Origin of the sequence: Reyranella sp., from assembly GCF_004297405.1 — a bacterium.
Lineage (GTDB): Bacteria > Pseudomonadota > Alphaproteobacteria > Reyranellales > Reyranellaceae > Reyranella.
The window spans coordinates 23,908-42,201 of sequence record NZ_SCVC01000004.1; the positions used below are offsets into that span (position 1 = coordinate 23,908).

Annotated in this window: 18 protein-coding genes; 11 read left to right on the forward strand and 7 right to left on the reverse strand. The window is 64.8% G+C overall.

What is annotated here, in order from left to right; translation table 11 throughout:
• Positions 1-7: 7 nt before the first annotated feature.
• The gene (locus tag EPO50_RS01075) at positions 8-385 is read right to left on the reverse strand and encodes a hypothetical protein (protein WP_296340790.1); all 378 of its coding nucleotides are present in this window, start codon (positions 383-385) and stop codon (positions 8-10) included.
• Between the two features lie 30 nt (positions 386-415).
• On the opposite strand from EPO50_RS01075, the gene EPO50_RS01080 reads away from it, so the two are divergent.
• Both EPO50_RS01080 and EPO50_RS01085 read left to right on the forward strand, forming a co-directional pair.
• Positions 416-1,291: a DUF4743 domain-containing protein gene (locus EPO50_RS01080; RefSeq protein ID WP_296340791.1), complete on the forward strand. Its 876-nt coding sequence runs from the start codon at positions 416-418 to the stop codon at positions 1,289-1,291.
• Between the two features lie 70 nt (positions 1,292-1,361).
• Positions 1,362-1,748 carry a hypothetical protein gene (locus tag EPO50_RS01085; protein WP_296340792.1) on the forward strand — a complete coding sequence of 129 codons (387 nt, stop codon included), beginning with the start codon at positions 1,362-1,364 and terminating at the stop codon, positions 1,746-1,748.
• A gap of 20 nt (positions 1,749-1,768) precedes the next feature.
• On the opposite strand, the gene EPO50_RS01090 is transcribed toward EPO50_RS01085, so the two are convergent.
• Positions 1,769-2,749, reverse strand: coding sequence for a tripartite tricarboxylate transporter substrate binding protein (locus EPO50_RS01090; RefSeq protein WP_296340793.1), 981 nt, complete (start codon positions 2,747-2,749; stop codon positions 1,769-1,771).
• A 92-nt stretch (positions 2,750-2,841) separates the two neighbouring features.
• On the opposite strand from EPO50_RS01090, the gene EPO50_RS01095 reads away from it, so the two are divergent.
• The 4 genes from EPO50_RS01095 (at position 2,842) to EPO50_RS01110 (ending at position 7,711) form a co-directional block, all read left to right on the forward strand.
• Positions 2,842-4,248, forward strand: coding sequence for a tetratricopeptide repeat protein (locus tag EPO50_RS01095; protein WP_296340794.1), 1,407 nt, complete (start codon positions 2,842-2,844; stop codon positions 4,246-4,248).
• Positions 4,245-5,654 carry an amidase gene (locus tag EPO50_RS01100; protein WP_296340795.1) on the forward strand — a complete coding sequence of 470 codons (1,410 nt, stop codon included), beginning with the start codon at positions 4,245-4,247 and terminating at the stop codon, positions 5,652-5,654. The genes EPO50_RS01095 and EPO50_RS01100 overlap by 4 nt, the downstream gene beginning before the upstream one ends.
• Positions 5,655-7,076 (forward strand): amidase, encoded by a 1,422-nt coding sequence (locus tag EPO50_RS01105; RefSeq protein WP_296340796.1) that lies wholly within the window; start codon positions 5,655-5,657, stop codon positions 7,074-7,076. It begins immediately after the preceding gene.
• Positions 7,077-7,156: 80 nt separating this feature from the next.
• The gene (locus EPO50_RS01110; RefSeq protein ID WP_296340797.1) at positions 7,157-7,711 is read left to right on the forward strand and encodes a hypothetical protein; all 555 of its coding nucleotides are present in this window, start codon (positions 7,157-7,159) and stop codon (positions 7,709-7,711) included.
• On the opposite strand, the gene EPO50_RS01115 is transcribed toward EPO50_RS01110, so the two are convergent.
• The 5 genes from EPO50_RS01115 to gluQRS all read right to left on the reverse strand — a co-directional run bounded on the left by EPO50_RS01115 (position 7,689) and on the right by gluQRS (position 12,856).
• A complete protein-coding gene (locus tag EPO50_RS01115) occupies positions 7,689-8,855 on the reverse strand; it encodes an MFS transporter (RefSeq protein ID WP_296340798.1) in 1,167 nt (388 codons plus the stop codon). The two genes, EPO50_RS01110 and EPO50_RS01115, sit on opposite strands and share 23 nt — an antisense overlap.
• A gap of 103 nt (positions 8,856-8,958) precedes the next feature.
• Positions 8,959-10,059 carry a 5-methyltetrahydropteroyltriglutamate--homocysteine S-methyltransferase gene (locus tag EPO50_RS01120; RefSeq protein WP_296340799.1) on the reverse strand — a complete coding sequence of 367 codons (1,101 nt, stop codon included), beginning with the start codon at positions 10,057-10,059 and terminating at the stop codon, positions 8,959-8,961.
• Entirely contained in the window at positions 10,056-10,841 is a 786-nt protein-coding gene (locus EPO50_RS01125) for an SDR family oxidoreductase (RefSeq protein ID WP_296340800.1), read from the reverse strand. The genes EPO50_RS01120 and EPO50_RS01125 overlap by 4 nt, the downstream gene beginning before the upstream one ends.
• On the reverse strand, positions 10,838-11,995 hold the full coding sequence (locus tag EPO50_RS01130) for an aromatic ring-hydroxylating dioxygenase subunit alpha (RefSeq protein ID WP_296340801.1): 1,158 nt from the start codon (positions 11,993-11,995) through the stop codon (positions 10,838-10,840). Before EPO50_RS01130 ends, EPO50_RS01125 begins: the two co-directional genes overlap by 4 nt.
• 9 nt (positions 11,996-12,004) lie before the next feature.
• On the reverse strand, positions 12,005-12,856 hold the full coding sequence (gene gluQRS / locus EPO50_RS01135) for a tRNA glutamyl-Q(34) synthetase GluQRS (RefSeq protein ID WP_367268018.1): 852 nt from the start codon (positions 12,854-12,856) through the stop codon (positions 12,005-12,007).
• A 48-nt stretch (positions 12,857-12,904) separates the two neighbouring features.
• Here gluQRS and EPO50_RS01140 point away from each other — a divergent pair, with 48 nt between their 5' ends.
• The 5 genes from EPO50_RS01140 to EPO50_RS01160 all read left to right on the forward strand — a co-directional run bounded on the left by EPO50_RS01140 (position 12,905) and on the right by EPO50_RS01160 (position 18,291).
• Complete coding sequence (locus EPO50_RS01140; RefSeq protein WP_296340803.1) at positions 12,905-13,579, forward strand: DNA-3-methyladenine glycosylase 2 family protein; 675 nt, start codon at positions 12,905-12,907, stop codon at positions 13,577-13,579.
• Complete coding sequence (locus EPO50_RS01145) at positions 13,576-14,241, forward strand: dienelactone hydrolase family protein (RefSeq protein ID WP_296340804.1); 666 nt, start codon at positions 13,576-13,578, stop codon at positions 14,239-14,241. Before EPO50_RS01140 ends, EPO50_RS01145 begins: the two co-directional genes overlap by 4 nt.
• Entirely contained in the window at positions 14,238-15,458 is a 1,221-nt protein-coding gene (locus tag EPO50_RS01150) for a serine hydrolase domain-containing protein (RefSeq protein WP_296340805.1), read from the forward strand. Before EPO50_RS01145 ends, EPO50_RS01150 begins: the two co-directional genes overlap by 4 nt.
• 36 nt (positions 15,459-15,494) lie before the next feature.
• Complete coding sequence (locus EPO50_RS01155; RefSeq protein WP_296340806.1) at positions 15,495-16,757, forward strand: MFS transporter; 1,263 nt, start codon at positions 15,495-15,497, stop codon at positions 16,755-16,757.
• A 103-nt stretch (positions 16,758-16,860) separates the two neighbouring features.
• On the forward strand, positions 16,861-18,291 hold the full coding sequence (locus tag EPO50_RS01160; protein ID WP_296340807.1) for a carotenoid oxygenase family protein: 1,431 nt from the start codon (positions 16,861-16,863) through the stop codon (positions 18,289-18,291).
• Positions 18,292-18,294: the final 3 nt, after the last annotated feature.

The window sequence follows — 18,294 nt, forward strand, 5'->3', positions numbered from 1 at the left end:
GATCCCGTCATCTAATCGGCGACCGCGACAGGCTCGCGGCCGCATGCAGCATCGGCTCAACGACGGCGTGGCTGAACAGCCACGCTTCGGCGTGCACGGTAGGGCCGTCTCGGCGAATGACCCGCGCCAGGGCAATCACATCGGCCTGTTGCGCCGGACGCAGGACCGTAACGGTGAGGTGCGTGAGCTTCGCCGTCACGCCCGCTGTAGCCCGCAGCGATGTGTCGACCAGAGACAGGAGCGCCGCCGTCGTCCAGTCGCTGTCGGGTGCCGGTGAGAAGCGCAGGCGCACGTCCTGATCCTGGCATTCCTCGACGAACAGGCCGTGAAGATCGGCGGCCGGCAGGGTCTTCTCCAGGAGTGCTTGCAATTCGTCTTCGGTCATCGGCCGCACTCTATGCTATCTCCGCGTTCGATGTCCTTCCTCGACCATATCCGGCGTTGCAACAACGCCGACCTGTCGCAATTCGAATCCTGGTTCATTGGCCAGGAGCGTGCAGGCTTCCTCCATCGCGACTTTGCTGCCGACGTGGTGGGCAAATCAGGTCTGTTCACGCGCCGCGAGAACGGCTGGCATCTCGATCCTGGCCTCGATACACCGGCCAAGCGAACGGCAGCGATGCGCGCATTCCTGCTGACGCTGCGCGGGCGCGGCTATTTCAAAGGCCTGTGGCGGGAAGAGGAATATGCCGTCGCACCACACGATGGCACGCCGATGCTAATGGCGATGGAGCGCTCGGCCGTACCGTGGTTCGGCGTGCGCGCCGGTGGCCCACACATGACAGGCTTTGTCCGGCGCGCGGACGGGCTGCACATCTGGGTGCCACGGCGCTCCTACGAGAAGCCGACCTTCCCCGGCCAGCTCGACAATACCGTGGCCGGCGGTCAACCCGCAGGGCTCGGCCTGCACGAGAATCTGGTGAAGGAGTGCGGCGAGGAAGCGTCGATTCCTCCCCAACTAGCAAAACAAGCCAAGGCCGTCAGCGTCGTCGCCTACTGGAACCAGTCGGGTCAGCAGCTCAAGCCCGATGTCATGACCTGCTTCGATCTCGAACTGCCGGAGGAGTTCACACCGCGTGCGAACGACGGCGAGGTCCATTCCTTCGAGCTGTGGCCCGTGCAGAGAGTCTTCGAAACCGTGCGCGACACGGAAGAGTTCAAATACAACTGCAATCTCGTCCTGATCGACTTCTTCGTCCGCCATGGCCTGCTCTCGGCCGACGATCCGGACTTCGTTCCTATCGTCCAAGGCCTACGGATGATGTACACTCCCATGAGCGGAATCGGCTGAGCGACGGAGTCCGCAACCTTTACGGTGCGTCTCCGTTGCCCCGCTGACCCGAAAACTGGGGAGCGGAGCCATGTCCCACTTGGCATCTGTTCTGTCTCTGGCCACTGTTGCGGCCATGACACTGGCCGGCGTTGGCGCGCCGGTCTGGGCGCAAAGTCATTCCGGGCACCACGGACAAGGTCACGCAGATAATCACGACTGGTACGAGAAGCTGAAGCAACCAGGCTCGAATGCGTCGTGCTGCAACGGCACGATCAACGGCGTCGAAGGCGACTGCCGCCCGACACGCGCCTACCAGAAGGACGATGGCGTGTGGTACGCGCTGCTCAACGGCCGGTGGGTACCGGTACCGCCGCGGGTCGTCCTGCAGCAGCTCTCACCCGACGGCAACAGCCACATCTGTGCCGGCAAGAGCGGTGTGATCTTCTGCTTCCTGGGTGGGTCGCCTAAGTCGTAGCGATCAGGCGCACGATCCCCTTAACCCGGAGGCGCAATCTTGGCCTCCTTGATCACCTGACGCCATTTCTCGGTTTCCACGGCGATGCGCTTGCCGTAGTCGGCGGCGCTACCGCCCACGGTGACGAAGCCGAGATCGACCAGCCTCTTGTTGACCGTAGGATCGGCGATGGCTTCGCCGAAGGCCGAGTTGAGACGCGCCACCACAGGTTCGGGCGTGCCGCCGGGCGCCATGACGCCGAAGAATACCGCCGCCTGCATGCTCGCAGGCAGTCCGGCCTCGGTCACCGTCGGGACGTCGGGCAGCATCGGCGTACGCTTTGCCGCCGCCACCACCAGACCACGCAGGCGGCCATCCTTCACAGCGATTCCGGTCGGCAGCAGCGTGTCCGAGAAGAGCATGATGTGCCCGCCCAGCACATCCTTGAGCGCATCGGCGCTGCCTTTGTAGCCGACATGCTCGAGCCTGATACCGGCCTGCGATCGAAGCTGTTCTCCCCACAGATGCGGGATGCTGGCATTGCCCGGCGAGGCATAGCTCACCGGCTGCGGCTGCTTCTTCGCATAGTCGATCAGCTCGGCAACCGTCTTGAAGGGCGCTTCCTTGTTGCAGGCGAGAAGCAACGGCATATCGACGAAGCCGATCACCGGCATGAGATCCTTGGTCGGATCGTAGGGCAGCTTCAGGCCGAACGAACTGTTGGTGGCGATAGTGCCCGGCGAAAGCAGGAGCGTGTAGCCGTCAGGCTTGGCCTTGGCGACGATCTCGGTCCCGATGATCGTGCCGCCGCCTGGCTTGTTGTCGACCATCACCTGCTGGCCGAGCTTGTTGGAAAGATACTCCGCCGCAATACGTGCCGAAGTGTCCGTTGCGCCCCCCGGCGCATAAGGGACGACGAAGCGAATTGGCTTGTCGGGGAAGGCCTGCGCGCGCGAAGCCCGTGACGCGGTGATCAAGCCCGCAGACGCAACCGTCGCGGCCAAGAGATGGCGACGTTTCATATTTTCTTTTCCTCCCAGTCTCGTTCTTGTCGTTTTGCCCAACGTCGCATGGCATGCGAAGCTCACGCAACAGCAATGGGGAGCGAGACGTGGTGCGCGACGGTCAAGAGTTGGAGTTGAGCAATGCCGACGAGGGCGCAGTCGCGGCGCTCGATTTCGTCAGGCAGGAGTGGCTGGCCTTCGGCAACCGCTTCGCGCCTTTCATCGCTGCCGCCGACAAGGAAGAAAAGTGCCTGATGCTGCCCCTGGTCGCAGCCGGCCTGATGCTGACCATGTATTCGGATGAAAGCCACGCCGCCGCCAAGCGCTATCTCGCCCGCGCCAAGGCGTCGGCCGCTGGCGCCAATGCACGCGAACAGGCATGGCTTACCGCCATCGAGAGCTGGATCGGTGGCGATCTCGATCGCAGCGCCGATGCTTTCGAAAAAATCGTGACCGAATGGCCACGCGATCTCCTGGCCGCCAAGCTCGCGCAGATCCACGCCTTCAACCGCGGTGACTCCGAAGGCCTGCTGCGCGTCGGGGAGCAGATCGCAGCCGCCAACGACAACCGTTTCGTCCTGGCGATGCACGCCTTTGGATTGGAAGAGTGCAATCGCCTCGACGAAGCGGAGGCCCTCGCCCGCAAGGCCGTCGCCCTGGATCGTCATGACCCCTGGGCGCATCACGCCATCGCCCATTGCCTGGAAGCCCGCGGCAAGATGCTGGAGGGCGTGGCCTTCCTGCACTCGATGTCCGACACCTGGGAGAGCTGCAACTCCTTCATGTCCACCCACAATTGGTGGCATCTCGCGTTGTTCCTGATCGATCTGGATCGCACCGACGAAGCGCTGGCACTTTACGATCAGCGCGTCTGGGGTGTCTGGAAGGAATTCTGCGAGGACCAGATCAATGCCATCTCGCTGCTGGCGCGCCTCGAACTGCGCGGTGTCGATGTCGGCAGCCGCTGGGCCGATCTCGCCCTCTACCTGAAGCCGCGCCTGCACGAGCACTACTCGGCCTTTCACGACGTCCACTACCTCTATGGCCTCGCTCGCGCTGGCGAACAGAGCGCCGTCACCGAGATGCTGGCGAGCCTCGAGGACCGGGCCGAACGCGCCAAGCCCTTCGAACGCGAGACCTGGGCCGATTGTACGGTGCCGCTGGCGCACGGTCTTGCCGCACATGCCAAGGGAGAGCATGCGAATGCTGCCCGCCTGCTTGGCCAAGCGATGCCGCATCTACGCACCCTGGGCGGCTCGATCGCCCAACGCACCCTGTTCGGCGCTATCCATCTCGATGCGTTGACCCGCTCCGGCTGGAACGATGCGGCGCTGGCCATCCTGCAGGCCGATGAGCGCGAAAGGCCTTCGGTCCCGGCGACCAAGCGTGCTCTGGCCGATCTCTACAAGAAAGTCGGCCGCACCGAGCAGGCGCTGGCCGCCGAATATCAGGCCGAGCAGCTAGCCCGCCGCTACCGGGCCGCAGCTCAAAGAGGAATGACGGGGGAAACGGCATGACGACGGATCTCACACAGACAAGCGCGGCCAGGCTCGGGAAGCTCTACCACAAGGGCAAAGCTTCGCCGGTCGAGACGATGAAAGCCGTCCTGGCGCGCGCCGATCGTCTCGCCCCGACGATCAATGCCCTCTGCCGGATCGATGCTGACCGATCGCTGGCCGCCGCACGCGAGTCCGAGAAACGCTGGCAGAAAGGCAAGGCACTGTCGCCGCTCGACGGCGTACCGGTCTCGATCAAGGAACTGGTGCGAGTGAAGGGCTGGCCGGCTTCGATGGGCAGCAAGCTCACCGACAAGGCGCCGGCCGATGCCGATGCACCCGTCGTCGCACGCCTGCGCGAAGCCGGTGCCATCGTGTTCGCGCAAAGCACCAGCTCGGAATACGGCCACAAGGGCGTCACCGATACGCCGCTGCACGGCATCACACGCAATCCGTGGAACCCAGAGCGCACGCCGGGCGGGTCCTCGGGCGGCGCGGGTGCAGCTGTAGCGGCTGGGCTGGGGCCGATCGCCATTGGCACCGATGGGGGCGGTTCGGTCCGTATTCCCGCGAGCTTCACCGGTCTGGTCGGGCTCAAGGCCACCTTCGGTCGCGTGCCGGCCTGGCCGCCGTCGATGACCGGCGATCTTTCCAACACCGGTCCGATGTGTCGCACGGCGCTCGACTGCGCGCTGATGATGAACGTCATCAGCAGGCCCGACGCGCGCGATCCCCATGCGTTGCCCGAAAACGACACCGACTATGCCGACAAGCTCGGCAAGAAGCTGAAGAAGCTCAAGATCGGCTTCATTCTGCGCTTCGGCGATCATCCCGTCGATATCGAGGTCGCCGCCATGGTGACCCGCGCCGCCCGTCAGTTCGAAAAGCTCGGCTGCACGGTTGAGGAGGTCGAAGCGCCCTTCCCCTACGCTGACGCCAGTCGCGCCTTCGTGGTCCACTGGCTGTCCGCCCTGCAGCGCCTGCTGCAGCTCTTCCCCGAGGAGCGGCATCACGAATTCGACCCCAGCCTGCTCGCCGGCGCCAAGGCTGGCCTGCGCTATACGCTGCAGGATGTCGTGAATGCCCAGGTGACACGCCGGGACCTCGCCATCGCCTGGAACCTCTTCTTCGCCAAGTACGATCTACTGCTGTCGCCGACTGTCGCGGTACAGCCCTTCGAAGCCGGCAAAAATCTACCCGACGGGCCGGACGGCAAGGCCAACGTGATGTGGTCGCCCTATACGCCGCAGTTCAACCTGACGCGCCATCCCGCGGCTTCCGTGCCTTGCGGCCTGTCGCGTCAGGGATTGCCGATCGGCCTGCAGATTGCTTCTGGCCACTACAAGGATGCGCTCGTGTTGCGCGCGGCCGCGGCTTATGCCGCGGCGCATCCGCTCAAATTCACTGTCCTTCCGGAGACCAAGTAAATGACTGCCGACCTTGCGATGATGCCGGCCCACGAGCTGGTGAAACTCTATAAGGCCCGCAAGGCCTCGCCGGTCGAGGCGACCAAGTCGGCACTGGCGCGCGTCGACGCGTTCAATCCGCAGCTCAATGCCTTCCAGCATCTCGATCCCGACTCGGCGCTGCGCCAGGCACGCGCCTCCGAGAAACGCTGGAAGAAGGGCGGCAAGAGGCTCTCCGACATCGACGGCGTGCCGATCACCATCAAGGACATGGTGCTGACCAAGGGCATGCCGACGCGCATGGGCAGCCTCGCCACCGACGCCGATGGTCCCTGGACCGTCGATGCCCCTGTGGCGCAGCGGTTGCGCGAGGCGGGCACTGTCCTGCTCGGCAAGACCACCTCGCCGGAATATGGCTGGAAGGGCGTGACCGATTCCGGCCTCTATGGCGCCACGCACAATCCCTGGAAGATCGGCCGCACGCCGGGCGGTTCCTCCGGCGGCGGCACGGCCGCCGAGGCGGTCGGCATGGGCAATCTCGCGGTCGGCACCGATGGCGCCGGTTCCGTCCGCATCCCCTGCTCCTTTTCCGGCATCTTCGGGCTGAAGCCAACGCAGGCGCGCGTGCCGCTCTATCCGCCGTCAGCACAGGGCACGCTCTCCCATATCGGGCCGATGACACGCACCGTGCGCGACGCCGCCATGATGATGAACGTCATGGCACGGCCCGATCCGCGCGATCCCTATGGTCGGCCCGACGATGCCGAGGATTACCTCAAGGGTTTCGACAAGGGCGTGAAGGGCCTCCGGATCGCCTATTCGCCCAATCTCGGCTTCGTTGAGCGCGAGAAGATCGACCGCGATGTTTCCCAGGCTGTCGAGAATGCCGTGAAAGTGTTTAAAACCCTGGGTGCCAAGATCGTCGAAGACTCACCCGACCTGATGGGCCTCGACCCGCGGCGCATCCTGAACGCGCACTGGCAGTCGAATGTCGCCATTCTTGCCAAGAGCTTCAGCGAAGAGAAACGGGCGTTGATGGATCCGGGCCTGCTGAAGGCGGCCGAAGTCGGCGCCAACCTCGGACAGGAGGCGGTCGTCACCGCCATCCACCAGCGCCAAACCGTAGCTGCGATCATGAACCAGTTCATGGCCAAGTACGATCTGCTGCTGACGCCGACCATGCCGATGACAGCCTTCGCGGTGAACGAGAATGGAGCCTGGGGCGGCGACGGTGTCGACATCGGCTGGACGCCCTTCACCCTCACCTTCAACCTGACCCGCCAGCCGGCCGCCACCATCCCCTGCGGCCTCGACCGCGAGGGCATGCCGATCGGCCTGCAGATCGTGGGCGGCCATGCCCGCGACGCTCTGGTCCTTCGGGCGGCCGCCGCCTACGAGCGCGTACGGCCGATCCCGGCACCGCCGATGGCGCATCAGATCTGACACCTCCAAGAGGTGACGCGCTATAGTCAGAGCATGGCAGGCCATGCTCCGACACAACCGGGCGCACCGGCGAGCGGGCCATGACGAGCCGCCGGCGCACCCTGGTCTATGCAGCCATCGTCGCGGCTCAGGTCGGCGCGCTCGCCTATGCCGCGCGCTGGGCGGAGGACAGGGCGGCTCTCGGACATACGGACTCGCTAGGGTGGCGACCCTTTCCCTGGCCTTTCCCGCCCGAGCCCTGGCCGGCCGGCCGCGCCTGGACCGGCGATGATCACGACGTCTATGTGCAGTTGAAGCCCAACCTCTGTGCCGATTGCCAGACCGAAATCCTGACCGACGAAGCGGTCGATCGTGCTGTCGACATCCAGCGGCTCGATCCACGGTTCGAGCCCGTGGGACCCGGCAGTCGCATTCGCATCACCGACCTGTTCGGCCGCGCGCGGACCTACTGCCACAAAAGACGCAACGGCTCTCTGCGTTATGCCGAGGGCGTTGCCTTCACCTACAAATGCGATCTCATCGTCGCCATCGTCGACGGCAATGTCTCCGATCCGCAGAAGCGCAAGGCCGGACGCGACTTCCTCGAATCGAACACACCGCAAGTCTGGCTGCTCAAGCAGCTCGAGGGGCGGTGACGGCGATAAGGACCACAAGGCCGAGTGCCATCGCTCCCGCCGTGAAACCCAGTGGCCCGTTCATTGTGACTTCGTAGAGCCCTGCCCCCACCAGGGGTCCGATAATCCATGCAGCAGACACGGCGGCCTGGAGTTGGCCGGCAACTCTTCCCTGCCGGTTGCCGCTACTCACCAACGAGGCCCCCGCAGTCAACCCGGATTGGGTGGCCGCAAAGCCAATGCCCATCAGCCCGAAGGAGAGCATCAGCCAGCCGAAATCGGGCGCCATCAGACAGGCAACGCTGGTCACACCGCAAACGACGAGGCCGGTCGACATCAGTTTACCGGGCGACCATTTGAGGAGACGCACGACGAAGGCCTGGAAGACGAACGACGAGGTGGCGAAGGTCAGGCTGACCAGGCTCGCCTGTTGCACCGCCTCGATCGTGTCGACCTTGAGGGTGTCCTGAACATAGAAGGCGTTCGTTGCCTGCAGGCCGGCAAAGGCGAAATGAAAGACGAAGGCGAGCGCCAGATAGGGCGTGATCCTGCCGGCGCTCGCCATCGGCGGAGACGTGTTCATCGCAGGCGTGGGCGGCAGGTCACACAGGAGAGCGACGACAACGATGGCGGTCAGCACCGTCAAGATACAGGCCACCAGAGGCGCCACGGCAAAGCCGTACTCGACCAGGAGCGCCACCAGCACGGGACCGACCACCGTCCCCAGACCGAAGGCGGCGCCGACCATGGCCACACCGGCTGCCCGATCGCGATGGCTGGTGATATCCGCCATGTAGGCCGTGGCTGCGGGCTGCACGCCGCCGCAAAGAAAGCCATAGACCGTTCGCGCGCCGAACAGGGCCAGAAAGGCGACGAAGACGTCGACGTCACCTTTCTTCAAGGTGAACAGGGCACCGAACAGCAGCAGAGACGCGGCAGCGCCGACTAATCCCGACAGGATTACCGGACGCCGCCCTCGTTCATCGGCGAACCGGCCCCAGCGTGACGAGGTGAGCGCGAACAGAAAAGCCGACGAGGCGATGATGACGCCGACCTGAAACTCGCTAAGCCCGATGCTGCGGCCGAACAACCCCACGGTCGCGTGGATCGTCACATTGCCCAGCGTCATGACGAAAACGGCAAGAAGAACGACGATGGAGGCCATCGCGCAACTTTCGCCGCTTCGCCTGCGCGAAGTGAAATGACAAATGATTTCTCAGTGTTACGGTTGATTACCCGGCATTACTGGCCAATGCCGTCCGACGGCATCATCCCCAAACGTCCTTTGCCACCTCGACGCAGCGCGCGAGTTTGGCCCACTGCTCCTTCTCGGCAAGGAGATTGCCTTCCTCCGTGCTGGCGAAGCCGCATTGCGGCGACAGGCAGAGCTGGTCCAGGTTCGCGAACTTGGCAGCCTCGTCGAGGCGACGCTTGAGCGAGTCCTTGTCCTCCAGCGTACCGGTCTTGGACGTCATGACGCCGAGCACGGCGAGCTTGTTCTTGGGCAGCATGCGCAGCGGCTCGAAGCCACCGGCGCGCTCACTGTCGTACTCCATGAAGTAGGCATCGACGCCCATCTTGTTGAACAACACGTCGGCCACCGGTTCGTAGCCACCCTGCGCCATCCAGGTCGACCGGAAGTTGCCACGGCAGAGATGCATGGAGATGGTCATGCCAGGCGTGCGACCGGAAACGGCGGCATTAACCAGATCGGCGTAGATGTGCAGCAGCTTGTCGGGATCGTCGCCGCGGCCGCGCAGGTACTCGCGCTGCGCCGGGTCGCAGAGATAGGCGACGAAGACCTCGTCGAGCTGAAGATACGTGCAGCCCGCTTCGCCGAAAGCGCGCACCGCCTTGGCGTAGGCCTTGCCGAGATCCTCGAAGAACGGCTCCATCTCCGGATAGACCGACCGCTCGATCGCCGCCCGGCCGCCGCGATAGTGCAGCGCCGTCGGCGACGGAATGGTCATCTTCGGCACTGTTTTGGCGACCGACTTCAGGAACCTGAAATGCTCGACCATCGGGTGATCGGTGAAATCGATCTTGCCGTGGACATGTAGTCCTTCGGCCTTGGTCTCGGTTCCCTTGAACTGCAGGCCTTGCGCCACGCTCACCAGTTCGACACCATCGAGGCCCGCCAGGAAATCGTAGTGCCACCAGGAGCGGCGGAACTCGCCATCGGTCACAGCCTGCAGGCCGATCTCCTCCTGCCTGGCGACCAGCTTCCGGATCTCGGCATCCTCGACCGCCTTCAGCTCGGCCGGCGTGATCTCGCCCGTGGCACGCTTTGTGCGCGCAGCCTTGAGCGGCGGAGAGCGCAGGAGGCTGCCGACCTGGTCGGCACGAAACGGCGGCTTGGTCCGCTTCATAGGGCATACCCTCCATCGATCATCAGAGTTTGGCCGGTGATCCATCGCGCACGGGCCGACGCCAGGAACACCACGCCTTCGGCCACTTCCTCTGCCGTGCCCAGTCGCTTGAGCGCCTTGGCCTGCCGCGACGCTTCGAGGAAACGCTCGTCGAAATCGCCACGCTCGACCAGCGCATGGTAGAGCCCGTCGGTGATCACGCCGACCCCGACGGCATTGGCCCGCACGCCGAAGCGGCCCTCTTCAGCGGCGATGGCTTTCACGATCTGCTCGATCGCGGCCTTGGGCGCGGCACTCAAGATATCCTTGGTGGCGTAGCGACGGATGGCCGGCGTCACGATCGCGGTGAAGCTGCCTTTGGTGGTTCTCAAATGAGGAAGAGCGGCCTGAACCAATTGATAACAACCGAAAGCATCGTGCTCCATCACCTCGCGGAAGGTCGCTGCCGGCTGCTGGCTGACGAAGCGCATGGGAATGTAGGGACCGGCGGCATAGATCGCCGTATGCACGCCGCCGAAATGCTGGCCCGCCTCGTCGACGAACTGCTTCACCAGGGCTTCATCGCGCAGATCGACCTGGCCGACATGGACCTCGCGGCCGGCGCGGCGGACGCGGGTGGCCGTCTCCTCGGCGCCGCCGACGTTACTGAAATAATTGAGCGCGATATCGCAGCCGCGTTCGGCGAGTTGCAGCGCAATGGCGCGGCCGATCCCGCCGGATCCACCGATCACGACGGCACAGCCGCTCGACGGGAAGTCGGGCAGCCGTTCGGGGGCGGTCACGCCGCAACGCCGAGGGCGCTGCGGATGGAGCTGTGGAAGTGCACAAGCGACGGCTCGTTGCGGCCGTAGATCACTTCCTCCGTGGCGCCCGATTCGAAACCGATCTGCATACGCTCGCCCAGCGGGAAGTCCTCTTCCATGACCGTGCGGATCGCGATGTCACGGTTCTTCTCCCAGTAGGCCGCCGGCCGCTCGCTGTCGGCCGGCATGTAGAGGGAGAACTCGACTTCGCAGCGACCGGGATCATCGCGGTCCGGAAAGGCCCGCCAAATCTCGATATGGTCGACCTGCCAGACGATGATCGTGTTGGGGAAGAGCTGGTAGATCGCAATGACATGCGGGCGGAAGTTGCGCTCACTTTCAGGCAGTGTTCGCACGCCGTCGATCGAGGTCCTCGCCACGCACATGCGACCGTGCCGGCCAGCACCGTCGAAGGTCCCGCAGTTGCCGATGAAGTAAGGCGCGATGGTTTTCCGATGCAGGTGCGGAATGTGATAACCCTCGAGGAAGGTATCGACCGCAAACTTCCAGTTGATGCGCGGCGTCACGCGATCGACTGAGAACATCGGATAGGTATTCAGTTCGAGCGCCGCAAAATCCAGCCCCATCGCGCCCAGCGTCGTATCGACATCGATGTCCGCGCTCTCGCTTTCCTGCACCGGCGTCGCGCGCATGAAGATCATGCCGTGCTTCTCTCCGACCGGCAGGCGCACGAGGCCGTGCGCACCAAGATCAAGACCGGCGAAGCCCACCTTGTCGGTCACGCCAAGCAGCTTGCCTTGTCCGTCGTAGGTCCAGCCATGATAGGGACAGACGAAAGCGCGCGCGTTGCCGCAGCCTTGCGCGACCGGCGCGCCACGGTGGCGGCAGATGTTGGCGAAGGCCCTGACCGCACCGTCGGTGCCGCGCGTCATCAGCACCGGCATGCCGGCGACGTCCTCCGTCACATAGTCACCCGGTTTGGGCAGCCGTGAGGAGAGACCCATGAAGAGCGGCAAGGCGCGGAACAGTGCGTCGCGCTCTCGCATCGCCCGTTCGGTGCTCGAATAAGCGTCGACCTTGTTGCGGAACAGAGCGTCCGCAAGATCGGTGGTGCGGCCGTCGATATGGCCGAGTAGCCGGCTCCCGACGGCAAGTTGTTCATTCCGGTCCATCCCGGAATGTTATGCCTTCGCCGGGAAGGCAGCAATCAGGGCGAACACGTCGTCCGGCGTCTTGCCGGCATCGCGCAGGGCGCGGATGGTAAGGTCCTTGTCTCGCTTCGCAAAGCGACGGCCGTCGGAGTCGGTCAGCAGGCGGTGATGAGCATATTGCGGTGCAGCGTAACCCAGCAGCTTCTGCAACAGCCCATGGACATGGGTCGAGGGCAACAAATCCTCGCCGCGTGTCACCAGGGTGACGCCCTGCAGGTGATCGTCGACCGTGACAGCGAGATGATAGCTGGTCGGCGTATCCTTGCGGGCGATCACGAAATCACCCATCAACAAGGGCTGCCCCTCGATGCGCCCCCTCGTCTCATCAACGAAGGAGTAAGGCCCCGCCTGCTCGGCCGCCCGCACCGCATCGAGCCGCATGCAGAGTTCATGACCGGCAGCAATGCGATGGCGGCGTTCCTCGATCGACAGAGAACGGCAGGTACCGGGATAAAGCGGGCCATCGGGACCGTGGGGCGCGCTCGCAGCCGCGGCAATCTCGCGGGCGATGTCAGCGCGAGTGCAGAAACAGGGATAGATCAGCCCGCGCGCATCGAGCTGGTCCAGCACCTTGCCATAATCGGCGAAATGGTCGGACTGCCGACGCACTTCGCCGTCCCAGTCGAGGCCGAGCCAACGCAGATCTTCGAGGATGGCGGTCTCGTACTCGCGGCGGCAGCGGCGAATGTCGGTGTCTTCGATGCGCACCAGGAAGGTGCCGCCGACCTCCCGCGCCTGCTGCCAGGCGATCCTGGCGGAATAGGCACTGCCGAGATGAAGTTCGCCTGTCGGGCTGGGGGCAAAACGCGTGACGATCGACATCATCCGACGTTACAGCACGACCTCGCCGCGTGCTATGGCGGGTACGCCATGGCCAAAGTCGCGACCCGCATCGTTCTGGACAAGAAGACCCTCAAGAAGGCGCTGCGCGAGCTGGCAGATGTCGATCCCGACATTGCCCGCGCCCTCGAAGAAGCTGGCACGCCGGAGCTGCGCGACATGCCCACCGGTTACGGCGGGTTGATGCGCTCGATCGTGGGCCAGCAGGTTTCGGTACACGCCGCGCGCAGCATCTGGCTGCGGCTCGAGGCAGCGGTGCCGTCGATGGAGCCAGCGGCGTTCCTCGCGCAGACCGACGAACAGCTCCGTGCCGTCGGCCTGTCGGGCGCCAAGGTGAAATACGGCCGCAGCCTCGCCACCGACATCGTCGAAGGCCGCATCGATTTCTCGACACTCGACGATCTCGATGACGCTGCAGCGATCGCCATGCTGACCCAGGCCAAGGGCATCGGCCCGTGGACGGCGGAAATCTACCTGATGTTCGCGCACGGCCGACCCGACATCATGCCGGGCCTCGATCTCGGCCTGGTGGTAGCCGCGCAGCATCTCAAGAAGCTGCGTACGCGGCCGGACGCCAAACGGCTGCTCAAGATCGCCGAAGCATGGCGCCCCTGGCGCAGCGCCGCCGCGCTGGTGCTCTGGCACTATCGCCGCAACATGCCGGACTGGAGCGCCCGGGAAAAGAACGGGGAGAAGAAGACATGAGCAAACTCGAAGGCCCCAGCCACGGCCCGCATGGCGGCGGCAAGCCCGAACATCTCGTCGTGCTGCTGCATGGTTATGGCGCGGACGGCAACGACCTGATCGGGCTGGCGCCGCTACTCGGCCAGTTGATGCCCGACACGGTGTTCCATGCCCCCAACGCGCCGCAACCCTGCGAGGGCAATCCCTTCGGCTATCAATGGTTTGGCATCTCCCGGCTTGATCCCGCAATCGCGCTTGCCGGCGTGCGCACGGCCGCCCCGCTGCTCAACGCTTATCTCGACGAGACCATGGCGGCCTATGGCCTCGACGAAGCCAAGACCGTCCTGGTCGGTTTCAGCCAAGGCACCATGATGGCCCTGCATGTCGGGCTGCGCCGCAGGAAGCAGCTTGCCGGCATCATCGGCTTCTCCGGCATGCTGGCCGGCGCAGAGCTGCTGAAGGCGGAACTGCAGAACAAGCCACCGATTCTGCTGGTCCATGGCGACAGCGACGAAATGCTGCCGCATACCCTGACGCAACGCGCCGCAGAGGCGTTGACCGGAGCCGGCCTTCAAGTCGGCGTGCATATCGCCGAGGGCGTCGGCCACAGCATTGACGATACAGGCCTGCAGTTGGCCGCGCGCTTTCTCCTCAACGTCTTCGACCTGCCGGAGCCGCAATGACCGAAGGACTGTGCAAGCCGGGCTTCGAGCGCGTCGCCGAAGCCTTCAAGGCGAACTTCGACAGCAAGGGCGAGATCGGCGCCTCGGTCTGCCTGACGGTGGGCGGCGAGACGGTCGTCGATCTTTGGGGTGGCACCGCGGACCAGAAGACCAATGCGCCGTGGACGCGCGATACGCTGTCCATCGTCTTCTCCTGCACCAAGGGCGCCACGGCACTTTGCGCGCATGTGCTCGCCTCGCAGGGCAAGCTCGACCTCGATGCGCCGGTGCGCGAGCTGTGGCCGGAGTTCGCCCAGCACGGCAAAGGGCATGTGACGACGCGCATGATGCTCGACCATTCCTCGGCCGTGCCGGCGGTGCGTGCCAAGGTGAAGGACGACGGCCCCTACGACTGGGATTACATGACGACGCGGCTGGCCGACGAGGAGCCATTCTGGCAACCCGGCACGCGCAACGGCTATCACGGTTTCACCTTCGGATGGACGGTCGGCGAAATGGTGCGCCGCGCCTCAGGCAAGTCGCTCGGTACGTTCTTCCGTGACGAGATCGCGGGTCCGCTCGACCTCGACTTCTGGATCGGCCTGCCGGAAGAGATGGAGTCGCGCGTCGCGCCCATCGTGGCCCATGTCTACAAGGCGGCCGACGCGGTGACGCCCTTTATGCGCGATCTCGCGACGAACAAGGAATCGATCCCCGCCCTCTTCTACTTCAACAACGGTGCCTGGCGCTCCGGCGGCGCCAACACGCGCACAGGCCATGCCGCCGAAATCGGCGCGGCCAACGGCATCACCAACGCGCGCGGCCTTGCCGGCATGTATGCGCCGATCGCCAATGGTGGCGGCAAGCTCGTGGACGCGAAGACGCTCACATGCATGGGCGAGGTCTCGATGGCGACGCACGACGACGCCACCCTGCGTATCCCGACGCGCTTTGCGCTTGGCTTCATGAAGTCGATGGACAACCGCAAGCGCAGCATGGCCGCCAAGCTGTGGGGCGAGGATTGCGACAGCGTGATCATGGGCAGTGCCGCTTTCGGCCATGTCGGTGCCGGCGGCTCGCTGGGTTTTGCCGACCCTGCAGCCGGCCTGTCCTTCGGCTACACCATGAACCGCATGGGTCCAGGCCTGCTGATGAACGAGCGCGGCCAATCGCTGGTCGACGCGGCCTATCTGTCGCTGGGCTACAAGAACAAGGATGGCGGGGTGTGGGTGAAGTGACGCTTCGCGCAGCTTCATGATCCTGGGCGCTCGTTCATGATCCCCGTTTTCCGGCCCCTCAAGGACCCTGCCGTCGCCACCGTCTGGTCGGGGCTGGCCGCCTCGACCATCGGCGAAGACCTCTTCCGGGTAGCGGTCGTCTGGATCGCGGCGGAGCAGATCGGCAACGCTGCGGGCTACGTCAACGCCACGCAGTACGGTGCCATGCTGGTGGTCGGCCTGCTCGGTGCCTCGGCTTTCGATCGCTGGCGTCCCGACCGCGCGATGATCGGCGCCAAATACGCCAGCGCAGTCATGGCGCTGCTGCCCGTCATTGGCTTTTACATCTGGGGCGTCTCGATCCCCCTGCTGGTAGCCTCGGTCATGGGGCTGGCCGGCCTGCGCATGGTGTTCACGCCGGCGCTGCAATCGGCCGTGCCCGTGCTGGTGACCGATCGCAGCGCCATGCAGGCGATCAACGGCCTGTTCGACGCCACCTGGCGGCTGGCACGCCTGATCGGCCCCGTGATGGCGGCGATCCTCAACACGCTTCTGCCGGTGATCCATTTCCTGACGATCACCGCCGTCGGTTTCGTGCTGTCGGCTCTCGCGATCTGGGTGGTGCGCGACCGCCTGGTAGATCCTGCCGCCAGGCTGCGGCCGGGACGCGGCGGCTGGCGCGGCGCCTGGGACGCCTTGCTCGATGGCGCCCGCCTGATGCTGCGCGAGCGCACGACCGGCGCGCTGCTGCTGATCAACGCCTTCGCCAACGGGCCATGGAGCGTGGCGCTGCAGCTCTGCATCGCTCTGATGGTGGTCGAGCACGACCCGCACCTGTTCGGCTTCCACGGTCTGGCCTCGCTCGGCCTGATCGTCGGCAGTTGCGGCTTCGGCGACGTGCTGGGCAACCTGATCGCCGGCAGCGTGCGCTTCCGCCGGCCCCTCTCCACCATGTTCCTGGGCTATGTCGCTATGGGCGCCGGCTTCGCGCTGATTGCGCTCGCCGCCTGGGGCCTCGACAACCCCTACAAGCTGCCGGCGATGATGGCGGCCGGCCTGATCGCCGGGCTGGGCGCGCCGTTCTTCTTCATCCCGATGATCACCCGCATGCAGACGGTGTTCAAAGGCGCCGAGATCGCCCGCGTCTTCCGCCTGCGGCTCGCCGTCATGGCGGGATCGATGCTGTTCTTCAATCTGTTGGCGACACCGATGTTCGACCTGATCGGCCCGACGCACACCGAATTCTATTTTGGCCTGCTGCTGCTGGCCCTGGGCCTCAGCGGTTACATCTACTACCGTCGCCAGGAAAATAATCCCTAGAACGCCTCTTGCGGGAAACGCTGTGTATTGATAGCGTCCGATAGATACACAGCGTTACCGTTACCGTCCCCGCCTATCTTTCGCCCGACGACAGGAGCGCGCCATGGCCAAAGCCTTCCCAACCGACAATCCCTTTCTGCGCGGCTACTACGCCCCGGTGAACACCGAGGCCGACGCGGCCCATCTCCACATCACCGGCGAGATGCCGAAGGAGCTCTGCGGCACGCTCTATCGCAACGGTCCCAATCCGCAGTTCGCGCCGCGCGGCCCGTACCACTGGTTCGGCGGCGACGGCATGATCCACGCCTTCCACATCGAGAACGGCAACGTCTCCTACAAGAACCGCTGGGTGCGCACGCCCAAGTGGGAGATCGAAAACAAGGAGGGCGAAGGCCTCTCCGGCACCTTCGGCAATCCGCGCTATACCGACCCACGCGTCTTCGCGCTGAACTCGACCATCGCCAATACCAACATCGTCTGGCACGGCAACAAGCTGCTGGCGCTCGAGGAGGCGCATGCGCCCTTCTCGCTCGATCCCGCGAGCCTGATGCCCGTCGGACCGAAGGATGGATACGAGACCTATGGCGACAAGCTCTGTGGTCCCTTCACCGCCCATCCCAAGATGGACCCGAAGACGGGCGAGATGGTGTTTTTCGGCTACTCCGCCAAAGGCCGCTTCACCAAGGAAGTGAGCGTCCAGAGCGTGACGGCCGACGGCAAAATCAACCGCGCCGAGATCCTCGACGGACCCTATCCGTCGATGATCCACGACTTCGCCGTGACGAAGAACTGGATCGTCGTGCCGATCTTCCCGCTCACCTCGTCCATGGAGCGCGCCATGGCCGGCTTGCCGCCCTACGCCTGGGAACCGGACAAGGGCAGCCACATCGCCTTCATCCCGCGCGGCGGTACAGTCGCCGACGTGAAATGGGTCAGCGCGCCACCCTGCTACGTCTTCCATCCGATGAACCATTTCGAGACGGCCGACGGCAAGGTCGTGGTCGACGTCATGAAATACGACGTGGCGCCGCTCTTTCCCCTGCCCGATGGCTCGCCGTCCACCAAGGAGACGCCCGCGGCGCGGCTGTTCCGCTGGACCTTCGACCTCTCCGGCCACGCCAACACCTTCAAGGAGGAGCAGCTCGACGACCGCGCCGGCGAGTTCCCGCGCTTCGACGAGCGCTTCACCATGAGCGACTACCGCCATGGCTGGATCGTTTCGGGCAACGTCGCCGAAGCCGGCGTCCGACACAGCGAGGGCATCACCCATTACGACCTGCAGACCGGCCGTAACGCGACCTGGAACGCTGGCGCCGACGATCGCTTCGGCGAGCCTGTGTTCGTGCCGCGGACCGAAGACGCGGCCGAAGGCGATGGCTGGGTGCTGTCGGTCATCTACCGCTCCGAGGAGGGCCGCAGCGACCTCGCGGTCTTCGAAGCGACCGACATTGCCAAGGGGCCGGTGGCACTTGCCCACTTGAGCAGCCGAGTGCCGGCAGGCTTTCATGGCAACTGGCGGCCGGGTCCCCTCTAAGGG